Genomic DNA, 20906 nt, shown 5'->3' with positions numbered 1-20906 from the left:
CGCGCTAGGATGCGCGACAACCACGTGCCACGCCGGTTTCTCTCGCCGGCCGGCGCCCGCGTGATTCTGGGTGGAGAGGTCACGCCGGACGGACTTGTGCAATCGATCGTTCCGTCGGCCCAGACGTTGTTCGGCCCGCGTGGGGTGTGTCTCGACAAGAACGGGCCCATGTTCGTCTGCGACAGTGGCCATCATCGGCTGCTGATCTGGAGCCGCTGTCCGTCCTCCGATCAAGCGCCCGCCGATATTCTGATCGGTCAATCCGACTTCTCGCGCGAGGGCCGCAACGCCAAGCGCGACATCGGCCCCGACACGCTCAACTTCCCGACCGGCGTCGCTGCCGCAGACGGCATCCTGGCCGTGGCGGATGCATGGAATCACCGGATCCTGATCTGGAATCGCTATCCATCCGCCTCGAACCAGCCCGCCGATGTGGTTCTAGGTCAGGCGGACTTCGTCTCAGGCCTAGCCAATCGCGGAAGAGCGGTGTCTCGCTCCGACACACTGAATTGGTGCTACGGGGTCGCGATCTTCCAGGGCAGGCTGATCGTCTGCGACACCGGAAATCGCCGCGTTCTGATCTGGAACGGCATTCCGACCGCCAACGGCACGCCGGCCGATCTGGTCCTCGGCCAAAGAGACTTCGTCACCCGTGATGACAATGCCGGCGGCGACGTCTGTGCCACCAGCATGCGGTGGCCGCACGGCATCGCCTGCCATGACGGCGCACTCGCGATCTCGGACGCGGGCAACAATCGCGTCATGGTATGGCGCCATTTCCCCACCGTCAGCGGGACGCCGTGCGATTTCGTGCTGGGCCAGGACGATTTCGCGGGCGTCGATCACAATCGCAGCTCGTACGATCCATCCTCGAGCGCGATGAGCATGCCCTATGGTCTCGTCATCTGGGATGGCCAGCTCGTGGTCTGCGATACCGCAAATTCGCGGCTGCTTGGCTTCCATCTCCAGGACCTCGCCATGGATGCGCCGGCCACAGGGCTGGCGGCCCAGAACGGCTTTGCCGACAAAGGTGACAATCGCTGGCGCGCGGCAAGTCGCGACAGCCTGTGCTGGCCTTATGCTGCTTCGGCAGTCGGTCGGACTCTGGCGATCGCCGACACCGGCAACAACCGGATCCTGATCTGGGACAAAACACCATGAGCAGGCTCAACCTCGCCGCGCCGCAGAACCCTGTCGAGGTCGTTGAAATCCGGTTTCGCGGACGTGTGCAGGGCGTCGGCTTCCGGCCGGCGGTCTGGCGCCACGCGCGGGAACTGCGGCTTGGCGGCGAGGTGCTGAATGACGGAGAAGGCGTTCTGGTTCGCGTGCAGGGAGAACGGGCGATCATTGACATGCTCGTCGACCGCATCGCTGGCGATCCGCCGCCGCTGAGCCAGATCGAGGCAATCGAGATCACCGCCTATGCGGGCGTGCTGCGCGACGATTTTGCGATAGTCGAGAGCGCACATGGCGGGGCTCATACCGAGATTTCACCTGACGCGGCGCTCTGTGCCGATTGCGCGCGCGAAACCACCGATCCCTTTGCGCGCCGCTTCCGCTACCCCTTCACCAATTGCACCAATTGCGGGCCGCGGCTGAGCATCGTCGACGGCATCCCCTACGATCGCGCCAAGACCGCGATGTCGCCGTTTGCAATGTGCGCCGACTGCGCCCGCGAATACCGCGACCCTTCCGACCGGCGGTTTCACGCCGAACCGATCGCCTGCCATGCCTGCGGGCCCAAGGCGAAGCTGGTCAGGCTCGACGGGCGTCACTTTACCTTCGAGCAGTTTTCCATGCTTGACGATGTGGATGCGGCGTGCAGCCTGATCCAGAAGGGCGAAATCGTCGCCGTCAAAGGGCTCGGCGGCTACCAGCTCGCCTGTGACGCCACCCAGGCCGACACGGTCAGGAGGCTGCGCAAACTGAAACAGCGGGACGGCAAGCCGTTTGCCCTGATGGCCAGGGACGTTGACGTTATCCGCCGGTTCTGCGATCTCGCCGAACACGAGTTGGTCGCGTTGACAAGCCCGGCGGCCCCCATCGTGCTCCTGCATGCGAATGGGCCGGAGCACCTGCCTGACGAGATTGCACCGGGATTGCGGACGCTCGGTTTCATGCTGCCGACGACGCCGCTGCATGTCTTGCTGCTGCGGCGGATGGACCGGCCGGTCGTCATGACCAGCGGCAATTTGTCGAGCGAGCCGCAGGTGACGGGCGATACGGAGATGACGGAGCGCCTCGCGGGGATTGCGACGTTCGCGCTCACCCACGATCGGCGCATCGCCAACCGTGTCGACGATTCTGTGGTCCGGGTGGTGGCGGGCGGGCCGCGGCTCCTGCGTCGCGCCAGAGGATACGCACCGGCGCCGATCGCCCTGCCCAGGGGGTTCGCGAAAGCGCCCGATCTGCTCGCCATGGGCGGGGAGCTGAAGGCCACGTTCTGTTTGCTCAAGGACGGCGCTGCGATCCTGTCCCAGCATCAGGGCGACCTGGAGGATGTCGCGACATTCGACGATTACAGGAAGAACCTATCGCTCTATGCCGCGCTCTTCGAGCACGAGCCTACGGCAGTGATCGCCGACATGCACCCCGAATATCTGTCCTCCAAGCTCGCGCGCGAGCACCTGGCGGGCGGGACGCTGCCTTTGATGGAGGTGCAGCATCATCACGCCCATGTGGCGGCCTGTCTTGCCGAGAACGGATATGCGCTCGACGGCCGTCCGGTCCTCGGGATCGTTCTCGATGGTCTCGGATGGGGCGAGGACGCGACGTTCTGGGGCGGCGAGTTCATGCTCGCCGACTATGTCGGCTACACGCGGGCCGGTACGTTCAAGCCGATCCCGATGCTTGGCGGCGTCCAGGCCGTGCGCGAGCCCTGGCGCAATCTCTATGCGCATCTCATGGCGGAGATGAGCTGGGCCGAGCTGACAATGAATTTCGCCGAGCTCGAGCTCCATTCATATTTGGCGGCAAAGCCGCGCGCGCTGCTGGATTCGATGGCGCGCAACCGCATCAACGCTCCGCCAGCATCATCCTGCGGGCGCTTGTTCGACGCCATGGCCGCCGCCCTCGATGTCTGCCGGGACGCGCAGAGCTATGAGGGCGAGGCGGCGGCGCGGCTGGAAGCCATGGTCGACGAGAAAACTCTCGCCGATGAAGACGAGGCGCTGGCCTATCCGCTGACGATCCCCAATCTCGCCGGCACGGGTTTGCCCTATATCGAGCCGCTCGCGATGTGGCATGCGGTGCTGGGTGACCTGATCCTGAAGACACCGGCGCCGGTGATGGCTGCACGGTTCCACAAGGGGCTGGCCAAGTCCATCGCCGCCATGACACGCAAGCTCGCCGGCTCCCCCGAGGACGGCGAGCGACGCTTCTCGACCGTCGCGCTCACCGGCGGCTGCTTCCAGAACCGCATCCTATTCGAGGAGGTGGTGCGCCGGCTGGAGCGCGAGCAGTTCACTGTGCTGTCACATGCGCGCGTTCCGTCCAACGATGGCGGACTTGCTCTCGGCCAAGCCGTCATTGGAGCTGCGCATCTGATGAAATCAAACAAAGACTTCAGGGAAGGAAAGCCGTCATGTGTCTCGGTATTCCCGGGCGGATCGTAAGGATCGACGACGAAGCGAGAAAGCTTGCGACCGTCGACGTCAGCGGCGTCAAGCGGCAGGTCAACATCGCCTGCATCGTCAGCGAGGATCATCCGCCGTCGGCCTGCCTCGGCGACTGGGTGCTCGTCCATGTCGGATTCGCGATGAGCCGGATCGACGAGGAAGAAGCCGCGCAAACGCTCAAGATTCTCACAGAACTGGGTGAAGCACAGGCTGAAATCGAAGCCATGAAGCGTTCGGCAGCTGAGCCGGGAGGGTAGCGCCATGTCAGGCAACAGCGACCTGAAGGAACTTTATCCGTTTCTGCATGGCGGACAGCAGGAGCCGGCGCGGCTGGATGCCGCCCTCCTGCTCTCGGTCGAAGAGAAGGCACGCGATTCGCGCGACACCAATGCGCGCTTCTTTGCCGAGAACGCCGCGGTGCTGATCGCCGCGGCGAAAACGGTCGCGGATGTCTATCGCAACGGCGGACGGCTATTCTCGATGGGCAATGGCGGCTCGAGCTGCGACGCCTCGCATGTCGCCGTGGAGTTCGTCCACCCGATCACGGCGGGCAGGCCCGCACTGGCCGCAACCAACCTCGTCGCCGATCTGGCGATGATCTCGGCGGTCGGAAACGACCTCGGTTTCGATCACGTCTTCGTCCGCCAGATCGTGGCCCAGGGGCGGAAAGGCGATGCGCTCATTGGCATCTCCACCAGCGGCAATTCGTCGAACCTGATGGCCGCCTTTGCCAAGGCGAAGGAGATGGGCCTCGTGACCATTGGGCTTGCGGGCGGCGACGGCGGAAAGATGAAAACCGCGGGTGTCGTCGACCATTGCCTGGTCGTCCCGACGACGTCGATCCATCGCACCCAGGAGTGCCATGTAACCGCCTACCACATCCTCTGGGATCTCGTTCACACGCTCTTGGCTGACGACCGGGGATCGGCGCGAACGAAGGGAGCCGTGGCATGAAATATGTCGACGAATTCCGCGACGGCGAAAAGGCGCGCGTACTCATCGGCGAGATCGAGTCGCTGGTTTCCGGCATGAAACTTCCGGAGGGCCGGCCGCTTTACCTGATGGAGGTCTGCGGCGGGCACACCCATTCGATCTTCCGCTATGGGCTCGAGGGCATGTTGCCCAAGGCTATCGAGCTGGTTCATGGTCCGGGATGTCCGGTCTGCGTCCTGCCGATGGGACGGGTCGATGATTGCGTCGCGATCGCGGAGAACCCGAAGGTCATCTTCACAACCTTCGGAGACGCGATGCGCGTGCCCGGCTCGCGGAAGAGCCTCCTGCAGGCCAAGGCGGATGGTGCCGACGTGCGCATGGTCTATTCGCCGATGGACGCGCTCCAGCTCGCTCGGCGCAATCCCGCTCGCGAGGTCGTTTTCTTCGGCCTCGGCTTCGAGACCACCATGCCGTCGACCGCATTGACGATCCTGCAGGCGGAGAGCGAGGGGATCCGGAACTTCTCCGTGTTCTGCAACCACATCACGATCGTTCCGACCATCAAGGCGATCCTCGACAGTCCCGGCCTGCAGCTCGACGGCTTCCTCGGGCCCGGCCACGTGTCGATGGTGATCGGCACGGCTCCTTACGAGTTCATCGCCAATTTCTATCGCAAGCCGATGGTGGTCGCCGGCTTCGAGCCGCTCGACATCCTCCAGTCTATCTGGATGCTGCTGAAGCAGATCGCGGAGGGGCGGGTCGAGGTCGAGAACCAGTATGCCCGCGTCGTGCCGAGCGAGGGCAACAACGCGGCGCTGCGCGCGGTGGCCCAAGTATACGAATTGCGCGAGTTCTTCGAGTGGCGCGGGCTTGGATCGATCGATCATTCCGGCGTGCGCCTGCGCGATGCTTATGTGCATTTCGACGCGGAGCGCAAATTCGCGATTCCCAACGTCAGGATCGCCGACCCGAAATCGTGCCAGTGCGGCGAGGTGCTGAAGGGCGCACTCAAGCCGTGGCAATGCAAGGTGTTCGGCACCTCATGCACGCCGGAAACGCCTCTCGGAGCACTGATGGTGTCCTCCGAAGGAGCCTGTGCTGCCTACTACCAGTATGGCGGCCAAAAGCGCCAAGCGGAGGTCGTATGAATTTCGTCCCCTTCGTCAAGACGCGCACGCGCGGCAAAGTCAATGTCAGCTCGGTGACGCTGGCTCATGGCGGCGGCGGCAAAGCCATGAAGGACCTGATTGACGACGTGTTTCTGACGGCCTTCGGCGAGCACGCCTGTGAGCCGCTCGAGGATCAGGCGCGGTTCGATCTGGCGGTCTTCGCAGCCCATGGCGACAGGCTCGCCTTTACGACCGACTCCTTCGTGGTCGATCCCCTGTTCTTCCCGGGCGGCGATATCGGAAAGCTCGCGGTTTGCGGCACGGTGAACGATCTCGCCGTCGGCGGGGCGGTGCCCATGTATCTGTCCTGCGCGGTCATCATCGAGGAGGGCGTGCAGATCGATCTCTTGCGACAGGTCGCGCTTTCCATGGCGCGAACGGCTTCGCAAGCGGGGGTGCAGATCGTCACGGGCGACACCAAGGTCGTGCCACGGGGAGCGTGCGACAAGATCTTCATCACGACCACGGGCGTAGGCGCGATCCCTGCCTCGCTCGCGCTCGGCGTGGACAAGGCCCGCGCCGGCGACGCCGTCCTCGTGAACGGACTGCTGGGTGACCACGGTGCCGCCATCCTGTGCGCCCGCGGCGACATGGCGCTCGAGACGCCGATCGCCAGCGATTGCGCCTGTCTGCACGAGCTGATCGGCGCGATCCTCGCCGCCGCACCGGGCACTCGCTTCATTCGGGACGCGACGCGCGGCGGCGTCGCGACGGTGCTGAACGAGATCGCGGACGGCTCGGGGGTCTCCATCGAGATCGAGGAGGGCATGACGCCGATCCGCGAGGAAGTGAAGGCGTTCTGCGAGGTGCTTGGGCTCGATCCGCTCTATCTCGCCAATGAGGGCAAGATCGTCGTGATCGTTCCCCCCGATCAGGCCGAAGCCGCGCTGGCTGCCATGCGGCGAGATCCACTGGGTTTGGATGCCGCCCGTATCGGCCGGATCACCTCGGACCAGGATAGCCGCGTCATGATGCGGACGAGCTTTGGCGGACACCGAATGGTCGACATGCTCGTCGGCGAACAGCTGCCTCGGATCTGCTGAGAGGACCCATGCACGAGCTCGGCATCACCCGTAACATCGTGGCGATCGTCAGCGATGCCGCCAAGGGCCGCAAGGTCCGCCGCATCACCGTCGATGTTGGAGATCTCTCCGGCGTGATGGGAGAGGCGATCGCATTCTGCTTCGAGACCGTCGCCCGCGGGACGCCTCTTGACGGCACAGCGCTCGACATCAGGCGCGTGGCCGGGCGAGCGCTGTGCGCGACGTGTCGTTCGGAATTCGAGCAGGCGAGCCTGTTTGCGCCGTGCCCTTGTGGCTCGCGGCAGTTTACGCGCCTTCAGGGCGAGGAATTGAAGATCAGAAGCATGGAGATCGAAGGGGAGGCTGCCTGATGTGCGGACATTGCGGTTGCGGCGCCAAGGCGGGTGCCACGGTGATCAATCTCCAGACCGGACATGAAGCGAGCCTGGGCGGTGGGGAGACCGGTGAGCACCTGCATGATCATTTCCATGTCCACGCGGATGGCGTTGCTCACGCCCATTCGCATGACCATGATCCCGCCCACGTCCACTCTCACGCTGGACACGGCCATGATCACCATCATCATGACCATCATGATCACGGACATCATGGACGCCGACATTCGCATGACCATGCCCACGAACACGGGCATACCAATCATGACGAAGCTGCGGGCCTGGTGCTCGATCTGGAAGCCCGGATCCTCGCCAAGAACGACGTTTTGGCAGCAAGGAACCGGGCCTGGTTCGCCGGTCGCGAAATCCTGGCCCTGAACCTCGCAAGCTCGCCCGGCGCCGGCAAGACCACGCTGCTGGAGCGAACCATTGGCGACCTTCATCACGAGGTCAATCTCTTCGTCATCGAAGGAGACCAGGTGACGGCCAATGATGGGGAGCGAATTCGACGCGCAGGCGCCCCAGCAGTCCAGGTCAATACGGGCACGGGTTGCCATCTCGAGGCCGACATGATTGCGCGCGCTCTTTCAGAGCTGCGTCCACCGCCGGAATCGATCGTGATGATCGAGAATGTCGGAAATCTAGTTTGTCCTGCGATGTTCGACCTTGGCGAACATGCAAGGGTCGTCATCCTCTCAGTGACCGAGGGAGAGGACAAGCCGATCAAATATCCTCACATGTTCCGGTCGGCTGACCTCATGATCTTGAACAAGCTCGACTTGCTTCCGCATGTGGATTTCGATGTCGATCGCGCGGTGGCATACGCCAGAGACGTCAACCCGGCCATCGAGGTTCTGCAGGTCTCGGCCAGAAACGGCGCAGGATTTGAGGAGTGGTACGGTTGGATACGACGGCAAAGCAAGTTGCTGAAGGACACCGTATTTCCCTCTTGATGATTGGATCTTGCCATGTTCGGAATATTGGGGCTGGGACTGCTGCTGGGCATGCAGCACGCGCTCGAGGCCGATCACATTGCGGCGGTATCGAGCATTGCGGCGCGCCGCAGCGATGTGGGCGAGATCGTCAAGCATGGGTTGACGTGGGGAATTGGACACACCATCACTTTGTTCCTGTTCTCCGGGGCGGCTTTGGTGCTCGGATATGCAATTCCGCCGGGCGTTTCGCAACCGCTAGAGGCGGCCGTCGGCTTCATGTTGATTCTGTTAGGAAGCAACGTCATATGGCGCTTATGGCGCGAACGTGTCCATGTTCACCATCACATCTCAGATTTTCGTGCTCCTAGTCACAAGAGCGAAATTTGGCGCCCTGAGGCGCGCGCGCATGATCATGACCATGGTGCGCGCTGGCGGACGCTGGCGGTCGGGCTCATGCATGGGATGGCAGGCTCAGCCGCGCTCCTCGTCTTAACCGTCTCACAAGCGCCGAACCATCTAGCGGGGATACTTTACGTGTTACTATTTGGTATGGGCTCGATGATGGGGATGGCCGCACTGTCGTCGCTGATTGCGGTTCCCTTAGTCATCTCAGCCCGAACCTTAACTTGGGTCAACCGGTCTTTGCAGTTCGTTATCGGAAACATCGCGATGGGACTTGGCCTCTTGACCATCTATGGAACAGTCGCCGCCGCTGGCTAGCGAGAGGTCAGCTACCCTTCGCCATTTGAATGCGTCTTTTTTCTAAGGATGGTCCGGAGAATCGATACCGGGGGTGTCTCGACCGCCCCTAGCAGCGCGCTGCTCTCCTCGGTCGTGCCGCTTGGGTGCGACCCGGTAGATACGCTGCGCGAGCCAGCAAGCTCCCAATGACGGCGGCTCCCTTCGCTCTCGCATTTACGGACTTTATCTCTTCATCCTCTCGGCAGTCCCGGGTTGACATTAAACCGCTAGCGCCGTCTCGAACTTGGCCTCTATGTTAGTAGCGATCCTTTCCGATGGCTCGACATTGAGCATCTCGCCGCGCGCGCTGCCAGGATGCTCTGCCAGACGGCGGATTGTCGGCCCCTCGCAATCGACAAAGGGTCTATAAGCGGTTGCCGCCTATCCGCGAACCAGGAGAGGTTCGCGAATAAGGAAGGGAGGGTTCAAGCCGGAGGCAAAGGTTTTTTGTTGCCTAGGCAACTAATTCATGCGAACCTTCGCGCAAGGGAAGATGGCGGGACAACCGCTACGCCTTTCCTGGGAGGACCGATGTTCGGCAGGGATGGTATCGCCAGCAAACGCCGGCGCAAGCGTGAAGGTAACGAAGCCTTGCGTGCACATCGTGCTGTGCGCCCTGGCTTAGCTATCGGTATCCGTCACCGCGCCGAGATTTTCATGCAAACGGCGCAGCAGCCCGATCAGTATTTCCTGCTCATCCCTGGAAAGGCACGACAGCAGCCGCCGCTCGCGCCCAAGCGCCACGGCGATCACCTTGTCGTGGGTGGTGCGCCCCTTCGCTGTCAGGGAGATCGAATGGGTGCGGCCGTCATTCGGGTCGATGCGGATCGCGATCAGGCCTCGCTTCTCCATGGCGGCGAGCGTCCTGCTCACCGGCCCCTTGTCGAAGCCGATGACGTGGCAGATGCGGGCGGCCGGAATGCCTGGCTCGATTGCGAGCAGGGCAATGATGCGCCACTCGGTGACGTTGACGCCGAACGCGGGCTGATAGAACGCGTTCGCGCTCTTGGACAATTTATTGGCGATGAAGGTGATCAGAGCCGGGATGTAGCGGTCGAGATCGAGCAGCGGCGCATCGCCTTCAGTCGCGGTGTTGTGTCTCGATTTGCTGGTCGGTGGCTGCATCACGTCGGGGCTCGCTTCATGCGCTGCTCCAGAAATAAGGACATGCGCGAACGCTTCACAAGCCCAAATTTGCGAGGACTGCAATGACTGTACCGAGCGCCTGTGCTTCGACCGCCGGTCCAATGGCCATTCCACACCTTGACGTCGACCCCTTCGCGATCTCGTTCTTCGACGATCCCTATCCGACCCATGAAAGGCTGCGAGAGGCCGGCCCTGTCGTCTATCTCGATAAATGGAACGTCTACGGCGTGGCGCGTTATGCCGAGGTCTATTCAGTCCTCAACGATCCCCAGACCTTCTGTTCCAGCCGCGGCGTCGGTCTTTCCGACTTCAAGAAGGAAAAGCCCTGGCGGCCGCCGAGCCTGATCCTGGAGGCCGATCCCCCCGCGCACACCCGCACCCGCGCCGTGCTGTCAAAGGTGCTGTCGCCCGCGACCATGAAGCGGATCCGCGACGGCTTCGCTTTGGCGGCCGAAGCCAAGATCGACGAGCTGCTGCAGCGGCGCAAATTCGATGCGGTCGCCGATCTCGCAGAGGCCTATCCGTTGTCTGTATTTCCGGATGCGCTCGGACTGAAGGCGGAAGGGCGCGAGCACCTGATTCCTTATGCTGGTCTCGTCTTCAATGCCTTCGGCCCGCCAAACGAGCTACGTCAGACCGCAATCGAGCGATCGGCGCCGCACCAGGCCTATGTCGCCGAGCAGTGCCAGCGACCGAATCTTAAGCCTGGCGGCTTTGGCGCCTGTATCCATGCGTTCTCCGACACTGGCGAGATCACGTCGGATGAGGCGCCGTTGCTCGTGCGCTCACTGCTGTCCGCAGGCCTCGACACCACAGTCTATGGCATCGGAGCCGCTCTCTATTGCCTGGCACGCTTTCCGAAGGAATTCGCGCGGCTGCGGGCCGATCCGTCGCTGGCGCGCAACGCCTTCGAGGAAGCCGTTCGCTTCGAAAGCCCGGTGCAGACCTTCTTCCGCACCACGACGCGCGAGGTCGAGATCGGCGGCACGCGCGTCGGCGAGGGCGAGAAGGTCCTGATGTTCCTCGGCGCGGCGAACCGCGACCCGCGCCGCTGGATCGAGTCCGATCGCTACGACATCACCCGCAAGACTTCGGGCCATGTCGGCTTCGGCTCCGGCATTCACATGTGCGTTGGCCAGTTGGTAGCGCGGCTCGAAGGTGAGGTGGTGCTGTCCGCGATCGCGCGAAGGGTTGCATCGATCGAAATCTCCGGTCCCGTCGAGCGCCGCTACAACAACACGCTGCGCGGGCTAGAGAGCCTGCCGATATCCATCACCCCGGCCTGACGAGGACCTTTGATGCCAGCCATTACTTTCGTTCATTCCAACGGCAATAGCGATCACCTCGACGCCAGCGACGGGGAGAGTGCGATGCAGGCGGCAACCCGCTACGGCCTCGACGGCATCCTCGCCGAGTGCGGCGGCAACGCCATGTGCGCGACCTGCCATGTCTATGTCGACGACGCCCTGGCTGGCGCGATTGCCGGCCGTCCGCGACGACGAGGACGCGCTGCTCGATGGCACCGCCGCGGAGCGGCGGCCGACGAGCCGGCTGTCCTGCCAGATCAGGATCACGTCTGAGCTCGACGGTCTCGTGCTGCGTCTGCCGGAGCGGCAGGTCTAGGTTCCAGTTTTCGGCAACGACCGACTCGCGGGAGTGAGGGAGGACAAAGAATGAAGCACCTGGGGTGGACCATTGCGCTTGCCGCAAGCTTTTGGGTCGGCGCCGCGAACGCGGAGATTTCGGATGGCGTCGTGCGTATCGGCGTGCTCAACGACATCTCCGGCATATTCCAAGACACCAACGGCATGGGCTCGGTCGAAGCCGCACGCATGGCGGCGGAAGATTTCGCCGGCGGCGGCAAGGACGTCAAGGTTGAAATCGTCTACGCCGATCATCAGAACAAGGCGGACGTCGGCTCGGCCATTGCGCGAAAATGGCTCGATGTTGAAGGTGTCGATGCCATCGTCGACGTGCCGAACTCGGCGGTGGGCCTTTCCATCAACAATGTGCTACGCGACAGCCGGATGACGTTCCTGGCGTCCTCCACCGCGAGCGCCGACCTAACCGGCAAGGCCTGCTCGCCCAACACCATCCAATGGGTCAACGACACCTGGGCGACCGGCAACACCACGGCGGCGGCAATGATGTCGCACGGCGGCAAGGAGTGGTACTTCCTCACCGTCGATTACGCGCTCGGTAAAGGCATCGAGGCGGAAGCGCAGAAATATATCGAGGCGCATGGCGGCAAGGTGATCGGCTCCTCCAAGCATCCACTCGGCACTTCTGACTTCGCCTCCTTCCTGCTTCAGGCGCAGGGCTCGAAAGCCCAGGTGATCGGGCTTGCCAATGCAGGCGGCGACACCATCAACGCGGTGAAGCAGGCGGCTGAGTTCGGTATCCAGCAGAGCGGACAGAAGCTCGTTGCCTTCCTCCTCTTCATCAACGACGTCCACGGAATGGGATTGAAGGTCGCTCAAGGACTGCAACTCATGGAGGCTTTTTACTGGGACATGAACGACGACACCCGTGCCTTCGCCAAACGCTTTGCGGCACGCCCCGGCATGAACGGCAAAATGCCGAGCGGCAATCAAGCCGGCGTCTACGCCTCCACGCTCGCCTACCTCAACGCGGTCGCCGCTACTGGCAGCGACAACGCCAAGGACGTCGTGCCGCAGATGAAGACGTTCAAAGGCCACGATAGGCTTTTCGGCGATACCGCGATCCGTCAGGATGGCCGCGTCGTGCATCCGATGTACCTGTTCGAGGTCAAGAAGCCGGAGGAGACGAAATATCCGTACGATTATTACAAGCTTGTTTCGACGATCCCGGCAGACCAGGCGTTCCGGCCAATGGTGGAGGGCGGCTGTGCGTTGGTGAAGTAGGGAGCGCTGCCGAGTAACCAGGACATTGGCACGCTTCACGTTTTGGTGCGGCGTTTCCAGCCTGCAGGAAGTACCTGCGAACTGGCTGGTTGGTAGCGGCCGGGGTTGCGATTTCGCTGTCCGGGCTGCGCCGCGAGCCATGATCTCAAGAGCGCATATCCGTGACTCCGCCCGGTGTCCTTATCTCAAGAGTTCACCTGGCTCTGCGGTTGTTCTGGCGTGAAGACGCCGCAGCAAGCTTTAACAGAGGCAGAAACGCGCTCAATTGGCGCAGCGCGCTTCCAGCGCGTCGACAAAGGAACGGTCCCAGCGGCCCTCGCGAATGGCCTGCATCGTCGCCTCCTCCTTCTGATGTTGAGCCATCGCCTTCTCGATCACGCTTGCGGCAAGACCGGGCGGGAAGGCGAGAAGTCCATCTTGGTCCCCGACGATCACGTCTCCCGGATTGACCACCATACCGCCGACCGTGATCGGCACGTTGATCTCCCCTGGACCGTCCTTGTAGGGGCCGCGGTGGTTCACGCCGCGGGCATAAACGGGAAAAGCTCGTGCGCCGATTTCGGCCGCGTCCCGAATGGCGCCATCGAGCACCATGCCGGCGAGACCCAGCGAAGCGGCGGCGAAGGTCATGATGCCACCGACCAGAGCGTTGGTAGTGTCTCCGCCGGCATCGACCACCATGACGTCTCCGGGCCGGCAGAAATCATAGGCGCGCAGAATGGCGAGGTTGTCCCCGCCACGCGTCTTCACGGTCACCGCCGTGCCGGCCATGGGGGCGGGCGAATGGTAGGCGCGAAGACCGATGCTGCCGCAGTTGCGGTGCAGTTGATCGCTCAGCAGCGCCACCGCGATGCTCCGCAGCTTGGCGACGGTGGACGGGTCGACCTGGGGAGCGGAGGGGTTTCTGACGATTCCGGGATTGGTCATGGAGGATGCTTTCGATCAATTTCAGGTTAGTGCAGCTCGGCAACTGCACGGGCGATGCGATCCGTGCCTTCGTCGAGCGCCGCTTGCGATGTCGCGATCGAGGCACGGAAGAATGGCGACAGACCGTAGGCGGTGCCCTGGACGACGGCCACGCCGGCCGCCTCCAACAAGTACATCACGACGTCACTGTCGCTCTCGAGGCGAGTCCCGGCCGGCGTTGTCCGGCCGATCAGGCCTGCACAATTGACGTAGAGATAAAACGCTCCGTCGGGCGGCCGGCAACTCAGCCCGGGGATCGCGTTGATACGCGCGAGCGTGCGATCGCGACGCGCCCGATAAGTCGCAACGGTCTCGCCAACGAAGCTCTGGTCGCCGGTGAGCGCCGCGACCGCCGCCGCCTGGCTGATCGAGCAGGCATTGCCCGAGGCCTGCGACAGCAGCGTATTCAGCGCGCCGACGAGGTCCGCGGGGCCGGCGATCCAGCCGATGCGCCAGCCGGTCATCGCATAGGTCTTGGATACGCCGTTGATGGCGAGGACGCGCTCACGCAGCTCGGGTGCTGCGTTGAGCAGATGCGGCGTACTCTCGCCGTCGAAACGGATGTGTTCGTAGATGTCGTCGGTCATGACCAGCACATGCGGATGGCGGGCGAGAACCTCGGCAATCCCGCGATATTCCGCTGCGGAATAGCTTGCGCCGGTCGGGTTCGATGGCGAGTTGATCAACAGCCAGCGCGTCTTCTCCGAGATCGCCGCCTCCAGCTGGGCCGGCGAGATCTTGAAGCTCTGGCTTTCCGGACAGGCCACGATCTTAGGTATTCCTTCGCAGGCGAGCACCATGTCCGGATAGGACACCCAATAGGGCGCTGGGATGATCACCTCGTCGCCGGCCTCGAGGGTCGCTTCGAGCGCGCTGTAAATGGCGCTCTTGGCGCCGTTGGTGACGACGATCTCCGCGGGATCGTAGACGAGGCCGTTTTCGCGCTTCAGCTTGGCGACGATCGCCTGGCGCAGCTCCAGCGTGCCGGCAAGCACCGTGTACCGCGTCTCTCCCTTCTCCATCGCCCAGACGGCGGCAGTGCGAATATGCGCGGGCGTGTCGAAATCCGGCTCGCCGACCACAAGGCTGACGATGCTCTTGCCCTCGCGCTTGAGCGCGCTCGCCCGATCCGCAGCCGCCGTGCTGGGCGAAGGCTTGATGCGTCTGACGCGCGCGGAAATACGAGAACGGTTCATGGCAATTGACCCCGGTCTGGAGAGGTGCGACGCTAAAGACAGCCGCCGGCGCTGACCAACACGAGTTCAATCTGGCCTGATAGGCATATCTTATGGTTGGATTCCTCCTCGGCGCCCCGTTGAATGCCGCGCAGCCGGGAAGGCCGCTGCGCCGATCGATCCGAGGGACAAGGTGAATCTGAGGCGTCTTCAGTATTTCGTGAAGATCGTCGACGTCGGCAGCCTGACGCAGGCCGCCGATGTGCTCCATGTCGCGCAGCCGGCGCTCAGCCAGCAGCTCGCGACCTTGGAGGGCGAGGTCCGCCAGCAGCTCCTGGTGCGCACCAAAAGCGGCGTCGTGCCCACGGAAGCGGGCAAGGTGCTGTATCGCCACGCGCAGCTCATCTTGCGTCAATGCGAGCAGGCGCGCGCCGATATGAGCGCGGCGGCCAAGAGCATCTCCGGTGCGGTCGCCGTCGGACTTGCGCCTGGAACGGCCGCGGCCGGACTCGCGCTGCCGCTGCTGCGGACCGTGCGCGCCCGCCACCCTGGCATCCTGCTCTACCTCAACGAGACCTACGGAACGACGCTCTCGGAGCTCGTCATGAACGGCCGGATGGATCTCGCCGTGCTCTACGGCGGCAAGACGGCCGTTCATGGCCTCTCGTTCGTGCCGCTGCTGCGCGAACAGCTCTACGTGGTCGGCCCCGCCAGCATGATGGCCCCGCCGGGCGAGATCAGCGTGCCAGCGCTGGCCGACATGGATCTCTATCTCGCCCGTCCCTACAACGTCGTGCGCAAGATGGTGAACGAAGCCTTTGCGGCGATCGGTCAGGCGCCGAAGGTCGTCGCGGAAATCGAATCGGCGAGCACATTGACGGCGGTGATCGCCGACGGGCTCGGCGCGACGATCCTGCCGGAATCGATGGCCCGACAGGTGGCGGGCTCCTGCGGCGGCTGGCAGTCCCGCATCGTCGATCCGATCATCGAGGCGCCGTTGGCATTGTGCCAGTCCGATCATTTGCCGCTATCGGAGCCGGCCCAGGCCATCAAGGAAATCCTGCTCGAGCTCGTTGCTGGGCTGCCTGGCAATCTCGTCGTCGCCGAGGAGCGGGCGCAGAAAGCGTCATAGCGCTCTCTTATATGGGCAAAGCCAAACCGTCTTGGTCGGGGAAGACCGCCAGCGGTAGCGTTCGTCGGTAGGTAGCGACGCCGCGGGCGCCGACCTCGACGAACGGCCGGAGCATGGATCTCGATCGTATCAAGTCACTGATTGACGCCATGGCGGCTTCCGATCTGGCCGAGATGGAGTTCAGCCAGGGCGGCATGTCATTGCGGCTGGTGCGCCGACCGCAGCCGACCGAATCGCGGCCGGCGGTGCCAGTGGTCGCCGCCACGGCGCGCCCCCCGAGCCGTCCCGAGCCTGCGCAACCGGCACCGGTCAACGCCGCGGCGGATGGCGTCGTCGCGCCGCTGTTTGGCGTTGCCTATCTGCAGCCCGATCCTGACGCGCCGCCCTTCGTCACGGTGGCCCAGGCGATCACCGCCGGCACGACATTGTGCGTCATCGAAGCCATGAAGATGTTTCACGAGGTCCGTGCCGATCGGGACGGCGCCGTGATCGCAATTCTCGTCTCCACCGGGCAGGAGGTCGAGGCCGGGCAAGAACTGATGCGGATCAGGTAGGCACATGTTCGGCTCGGTCCTCATAGCCAACCGGGGCGAGATCGCGCTGCGCATCCAGCGTGGTTGCCGGCGGCTCGGGCTGCGCACCATCGTCGTCCATTCGGAGGCCGATCGCGATGCGCCCTACGTGCATCATGCCGACGAGGCCATCTGCATCGGGCCGGCCGCGGCAGCGCAGAGCTATCTCAACCAGACGGCGTTGCTGTTCGCCGCCGAGGTCAGCGGAGCGGAGGCGATCCATCCGGGCTACGGGTTCCTGTCCGAGAACCCTGGCTTCGCCGAGCAGGTCGAAGCTGCCGGCCTGACCTTCATCGGCCCGACGGCCGCGGTGATGCGCGTCATGGGCGACAAGGTCGCGGCCAAGCGGGCGATGCGCGCCGCCGGCGTTCCCTGCGTACCCGGTCCGGATGCGGCGCTCGGCGACGACCTCGATCTCGCGCGCGCAACCGCGCGGCAGATCGGCTACCCCGTGATCCTGAAAGCGGCGGGCGGCGGCGGTGGACGCGGCATGCGCATGGTGGAGAGCGAGGCTGGCCTCATCGATGCGATCGCCGTGACGCGGGAAGAGGCGCGGCGCGGCTTCGCCAACAGCGCGATCTACATCGAGAAATTCCTGCGCCGGCCGCGACATGTCGAGATCCAGGTGATTGCCGATACCCATGGCAATGCCGTCTGGCTCGGCAGCCGCGATTGCTCGCTGCAGCGACGGCACCAGAAGGTGCTGGAGGAGGCGCCGGCACCGGGACTGGACCAGGACGTGCTGGCGCAGATCGGCGAGCGCTGCGCGGAGGCCTGCCGGCAGCTCGAATACCGCGGCGTCGGCACGTTCGAGTTCCTCGTCGAGGATGACGCGTTCTACTTCATCGAGATGAATACGCGCCTGCAGGTCGAACACCCCGTCACCGAGATGACCGCTGGGATCGATATCGTCGAGGCGCAGATTCGTGTGGCTCAGGGCGAGGCGCTGCCGTTCGCGCAAGCCGACATCGTCTGCCGCGGTCATGCCTTCGAATGCCGGATCAACGCCGAAGATCCCGACACGTTCGTGCCGTCCCCCGGTGTGATCACCGCCTGGGAGCTCCCCGGCGGCCCCGGCGTGCGCATCGATAGCCATGCCAGCAGCGGATATCGCGTGCCGCCATATTACGACTCGCTGATCGGCAAGCTCGTCGTGCACGGCGCGAATCGCGCCGAGGCCCTGGACCGGCTGCGCATCGCCCTCGACGAAATGCGCGTGGAAGGAATCGCGACCAACCTGCCGCTGCACCGGCGGCTCGTCAGGGATGCCGCGTTCATCAGGGGCGGCGTCAGCATTCACCATCTCGAGCAGCAGTTGTGCGGGAGCGGCAAGGCATGACGACGGACCTGCCACAACTCAGCCTGCTGGGAACGACCGCGCTGCTGTTCGAAGCTCCGGGCGAGACCTCGCTGACGACGCAGTGCCGCATCTGGGCCCTGGCGCTGGAGGCGGGCCGTCTGCCCGGCGTTCGGGAGGCCGTGCCGGGCATGAACAACCTCATGATCGCTTTCGCCGAGCCGCCGCGGCACCGGGGACAAATCGAGCACAGACTGATCGAGCTGTGGCACGCCCTCGAGCCGCTTCCTGTCGCCGGGCGCTGCCTTGATCTGCCGGTGGTCTATGGCGGCGACGGCGGCCCGCACATGGCCGATGTCGTGGCCCACACCGGATTGAGCGTCGACGATATCGTCGCGATCCACAGCGCACCGACTTACACCGTCTACGCCCTCGGCAGCCATCCCGGGTACTGCTATCTCGGTGGCATGGACCAGCGCATCGCGACGCCGCGGCGCAAGGTGCCGGTGCTGCGCATCCCACGCGGCGCCGTCTCCATCGGCGGCAGTCAGACCGGCGTCTCTGCCTCCGATGGGCCGAGCGGCTGGAATACGATCGGCAGCACCGAGGTCGCATTCTTCGATGTCGAGCGCACGCCGCCAGCGCTGCTGCAGCCCGGTGACTGCATCCGCTTCAAAACCATCCGGGTGCTGCGATGATCGAGGTGCTGTCGGCCGGCGCGCTCGCCACGGTGCAAGATCTCGGCCGCACCGGCGCGCTCAACCTCGGCGTCGGGACATCGGGTGCGATGGACCCGTTGGCGCTCGCCGCTGGAAACATCCTGCTGCGCAACGAGGAGAATGCGGCAGCCCTCGAGATACCGCTGTTCCCGTTCCGCGTCCGCTTCACCCATTCGACGGTGTTCGCCGTGACCGGCGCGGATTGCGCGCCGCGGCTCGACGAGGCGCCAGTGCTACCATGGTGGGCGCACCGCGCCGATGCCGGCCAGGTCCTCTCGCTCGCCGTTCCCTCAACTGCGACCTGGCGCGCCAGCCGCGTCTACCTGTGCATCGCGGGCGGGATCGATGTTCCCTCGGTGCTCGGCTCACGCAGTACCCAGCTGCGCGGCGCCTTCGGCGGGTTAGAGGGCCGTCCGCTGCGCGACGGCGATCGGTTGCCAATTGCCGAGCCCCCCGGTCGCGCCAAGACAGGCTTCGGCATCACGCCGCCCGGCCTCGCCTTGCCATTGGAGGTGGACGGGTTGACCGCCGTGCGGGTGCTGCCGGCTGCCGAATACGATAGCTTCACGCCGTCTTCCCACGAGGCGCTATGGTCCGAGCCTTGGAAGATTACGTCACAGAGCGACCGCTACGGCTATCGTCTCGCCGGCCCCGAACTCAGGCCGCAGCGACCCATGGAGCTGCGCTCCCACGGCATTGTCCCAGGCGTGATCCAGGTCCCCCACGGCGGCCAGCCGATCATCCAGATGCGCGATGCGCAGCCATCGGGCGGCTATCCCAAGATCGGCACCGTCATCGACGCCGACCTCTGGCGCCTCGGCCAGGCTCCCATCGGCAGCCGGATTCGTTTCGTGCTGTGCAGCTGGGACGAGGCGCTGGACGCGTCGGCGGCGACCCGGCGCTGGCTGAGCAACGCCCGCCGATTGGTCGAGCTCTACTGCAACCAGGGAGCGGTGCGATGACCAACCCGCTCGACCATGTCGACCAGCTCTGCGCCTTCCTCGCGGCGACCGACATCGGCCTGCTCGAGCTGAAAGGCCCAGCCGGGGTGCTGCGCCTGCGGCATGACGGCGCCCGAGTCGAAGTCGAAATGATCGAGGCTGCGACGGCGGCGCTGTCTTCTTCCCCCACGCAGATCATTCGGGCACCGGTGCCGGGTCTCTACCTCGACCGCCATCCATTGCGCTCGCAACCATCGGTCGCCGTCGGCGACGAAGTTGCGGCCGGCACGCCGCTCGCCTTTCTCCAGATCGGACCGCTCTTGCTTCCGGTCCCGGCCCCGGAGGACGGCATGGTGGTCGAGACGTTCGCCGAGCATGGCGCGACGGTGGGATACGGCGCGCCGCTGATCGGATTGCAGCCGCACGGGAGTGACGCCGAATGAAGATCGATCTCAATGCGGATCTGGGCGAGGGCTACGGTCCCTGGTCCATGGGCGACGACGACGCTCTGCTCGGCCTCGTCTCGTCGGCCAACATCGCCTGCGGCTTTCACGCGGGCGACCCGCTGATCATGCAGCGCACCGTGGAATCGGCAAAGGCGCGGGGTGTCGATGTCGGCGCCCATGTCGGCTTCCCGGATCGCCAGGGCTTCGGCCGCCGGGCGATGCACATCGATCCTACCGAGCTCGCGGCGATGGTCACCTATCAGCTCGGCGCGCTTGCAGGGATCGTCCGCGCAGCCGGTTACCGCATGACCCACATGAGTTTCCACGGCGCCTTGGGCAACATGGTGGCCGCCAACGCCAAACTCGCCGAACCGCTGGTCCGCGCTGTCGCCGCCTTCGATCGAGAGCTCCTCATCGTATCGTCGACCAGCCGCGCCATCGAGGGGGCGGCGGCGGCCTGCGGCCTGCGCGTCGCCACCACTTTCCTCGCGGATCGCGCCTACGACGATGACGGACTGCTCGTGCCACGGGGCACGGCCGGCGCGGTCATTCACGACCCGGCGCTCGTGCTCGAACGGGTGCAGCGCCTGCTCTGCGACGGCGTCGTCATCACCGCGACCGGCCGGGCGCTGCCGATGCAGGCCACATCGATCCTGCTGCATGGCGACACCCCGGGCGCGGTCGAGTTCGCCCGGACGATCCGTGCGGCGATCGAGACCGCCGGTGGCGAGATCGCGCCGGTGTCGCACCTGATCGCCGGCGGCCCCGGGCGTGGCCCATCATAAGCGCCCCTTATCCCGCCAAAGTGATTCCAT

The 20906-nt window shown here is 64.5% G+C and carries 21 protein-coding genes and 1 pseudogene; 19 read left to right on the top strand and 3 right to left on the bottom strand.

Features of this window, described 5'->3' with window-relative positions; genetic code table 11:
• Positions 1-24 precede the first annotated feature (24 nt).
• The 9 genes from XH89_RS38265 to XH89_RS38225 are packed head-to-tail and all read left to right on the top strand — an operon-like array spanning position 25 to position 8791.
• Positions 25-1161, top strand: a complete 1137-nt coding sequence (locus XH89_RS38265) for an NHL repeat-containing protein (RefSeq protein WP_232995560.1) — start codon at positions 25-27, stop codon at positions 1159-1161.
• On the top strand, positions 1158-3614 hold the full coding sequence (gene hypF / locus XH89_RS38260; RefSeq protein ID WP_128955153.1) for a carbamoyltransferase HypF: 2457 nt from the start codon (positions 1158-1160) through the stop codon (positions 3612-3614). Before XH89_RS38265 ends, hypF begins: the two co-directional genes overlap by 4 nt.
• Positions 3584-3874: a HypC/HybG/HupF family hydrogenase formation chaperone gene (locus tag XH89_RS38255; protein ID WP_128930114.1), complete on the top strand. Its 291-nt coding sequence runs from the start codon at positions 3584-3586 to the stop codon at positions 3872-3874. Before hypF ends, XH89_RS38255 begins: the two co-directional genes overlap by 31 nt.
• A 4-nt stretch (positions 3875-3878) precedes the next feature.
• Entirely contained in the window at positions 3879-4571 is a 693-nt protein-coding gene (locus tag XH89_RS38250; RefSeq protein ID WP_128930115.1) for an SIS domain-containing protein, read from the top strand.
• Complete coding sequence (gene hypD, locus XH89_RS38245; RefSeq protein WP_128930116.1) at positions 4568-5698, top strand: hydrogenase formation protein HypD; 1131 nt, start codon at positions 4568-4570, stop codon at positions 5696-5698. The genes XH89_RS38250 and hypD overlap by 4 nt, the downstream gene beginning before the upstream one ends.
• The gene (hypE, locus tag XH89_RS38240) at positions 5695-6762 is read left to right on the top strand and encodes a hydrogenase expression/formation protein HypE (protein WP_128955154.1); all 1068 of its coding nucleotides are present in this window, start codon (positions 5695-5697) and stop codon (positions 6760-6762) included. Before hypD ends, hypE begins: the two co-directional genes overlap by 4 nt.
• An 8-nt stretch (positions 6763-6770) precedes the next feature.
• The gene (locus XH89_RS38235; protein ID WP_128930118.1) at positions 6771-7112 is read left to right on the top strand and encodes a hydrogenase maturation nickel metallochaperone HypA; all 342 of its coding nucleotides are present in this window, start codon (positions 6771-6773) and stop codon (positions 7110-7112) included.
• A complete protein-coding gene (gene hypB, locus XH89_RS38230) occupies positions 7112-8089 on the top strand; it encodes a hydrogenase nickel incorporation protein HypB (protein WP_128955155.1) in 978 nt (325 codons plus the stop codon). Before XH89_RS38235 ends, hypB begins: the two co-directional genes overlap by 1 nt.
• A 15-nt stretch (positions 8090-8104) precedes the next feature.
• Complete coding sequence (locus XH89_RS38225; protein ID WP_128930120.1) at positions 8105-8791, top strand: urease accessory protein; 687 nt, start codon at positions 8105-8107, stop codon at positions 8789-8791.
• A gap of 642 nt (positions 8792-9433) precedes the next feature.
• Here the strand turns inward: XH89_RS38225 and XH89_RS38220 are convergent.
• Complete coding sequence (locus XH89_RS38220) at positions 9434-9937, bottom strand: MarR family winged helix-turn-helix transcriptional regulator (protein ID WP_128930206.1); 504 nt, start codon at positions 9935-9937, stop codon at positions 9434-9436.
• 83 nt (positions 9938-10020) lie between these two features.
• Between XH89_RS38220 and XH89_RS38215 the strand changes: the two genes are divergently transcribed.
• From XH89_RS38215 to XH89_RS38205, 3 genes and pseudogenes are all read left to right on the top strand, one after another.
• Positions 10021-11244 (top strand): cytochrome P450, encoded by a 1224-nt coding sequence (locus XH89_RS38215; RefSeq protein ID WP_128930121.1) that lies wholly within the window; start codon positions 10021-10023, stop codon positions 11242-11244.
• Between the two features lie 12 nt (positions 11245-11256).
• Positions 11257-11581 (top strand): annotated as a pseudogene (locus XH89_RS38210) (2Fe-2S iron-sulfur cluster-binding protein).
• A 50-nt stretch (positions 11582-11631) separates the two neighbouring features.
• A complete protein-coding gene (locus XH89_RS38205) occupies positions 11632-12843 on the top strand; it encodes an ABC transporter substrate-binding protein (protein ID WP_128930122.1) in 1212 nt (403 codons plus the stop codon).
• A 261-nt stretch (positions 12844-13104) separates the two neighbouring features.
• Here XH89_RS38205 and XH89_RS38200 read toward each other — a convergent pair whose 3' ends face one another.
• Together XH89_RS38200 and XH89_RS38195 are read right to left on the bottom strand one after the other, a co-directional pair.
• A complete protein-coding gene (locus tag XH89_RS38200) occupies positions 13105-13770 on the bottom strand; it encodes an RraA family protein (RefSeq protein ID WP_128930123.1) in 666 nt (221 codons plus the stop codon).
• A gap of 26 nt (positions 13771-13796) precedes the next feature.
• Positions 13797-15005, bottom strand: coding sequence for an aspartate transaminase (locus XH89_RS38195; protein ID WP_128955156.1), 1209 nt, complete (start codon positions 15003-15005; stop codon positions 13797-13799).
• 172 nt (positions 15006-15177) lie between these two features.
• Here XH89_RS38195 and nac point away from each other — a divergent pair, with 172 nt between their 5' ends.
• From nac to XH89_RS38160, 7 genes are all read left to right on the top strand, one after another.
• Entirely contained in the window at positions 15178-16116 is a 939-nt protein-coding gene (gene nac, locus XH89_RS38190) for a nitrogen assimilation transcriptional regulator NAC (RefSeq protein ID WP_128930125.1), read from the top strand.
• A 113-nt stretch (positions 16117-16229) separates the two neighbouring features.
• Positions 16230-16670, top strand: coding sequence for an acetyl-CoA carboxylase biotin carboxyl carrier protein subunit (locus XH89_RS38185; RefSeq protein WP_128930126.1), 441 nt, complete (start codon positions 16230-16232; stop codon positions 16668-16670).
• A gap of 4 nt (positions 16671-16674) precedes the next feature.
• On the top strand, positions 16675-18027 hold the full coding sequence (gene accC, locus XH89_RS38180) for an acetyl-CoA carboxylase biotin carboxylase subunit (protein ID WP_128930127.1): 1353 nt from the start codon (positions 16675-16677) through the stop codon (positions 18025-18027).
• The gene (pxpB, locus tag XH89_RS38175) at positions 18024-18683 is read left to right on the top strand and encodes a 5-oxoprolinase subunit PxpB (protein ID WP_128930128.1); all 660 of its coding nucleotides are present in this window, start codon (positions 18024-18026) and stop codon (positions 18681-18683) included. Before accC ends, pxpB begins: the two co-directional genes overlap by 4 nt.
• Positions 18680-19666 carry a biotin-dependent carboxyltransferase family protein gene (locus tag XH89_RS38170; protein ID WP_128930129.1) on the top strand — a complete coding sequence of 329 codons (987 nt, stop codon included), beginning with the start codon at positions 18680-18682 and terminating at the stop codon, positions 19664-19666. Before pxpB ends, XH89_RS38170 begins: the two co-directional genes overlap by 4 nt.
• Positions 19663-20088: a biotin/lipoyl-containing protein gene (locus XH89_RS38165; protein WP_128930130.1), complete on the top strand. Its 426-nt coding sequence runs from the start codon at positions 19663-19665 to the stop codon at positions 20086-20088. Before XH89_RS38170 ends, XH89_RS38165 begins: the two co-directional genes overlap by 4 nt.
• Positions 20085-20876, top strand: coding sequence for a LamB/YcsF family protein (locus XH89_RS38160; protein ID WP_128930131.1), 792 nt, complete (start codon positions 20085-20087; stop codon positions 20874-20876). Before XH89_RS38165 ends, XH89_RS38160 begins: the two co-directional genes overlap by 4 nt.
• Positions 20877-20906 lie beyond the last annotated feature (30 nt).

Source organism: Bradyrhizobium sp. CCBAU 53340, from assembly GCF_015291645.1.
Classification (GTDB): domain Bacteria; phylum Pseudomonadota; class Alphaproteobacteria; order Rhizobiales; family Xanthobacteraceae; genus Bradyrhizobium.
The sequence above is the reverse complement of the archived record's forward strand: the minus strand, read 5'-3'. Positions and strand labels throughout refer to the sequence as shown.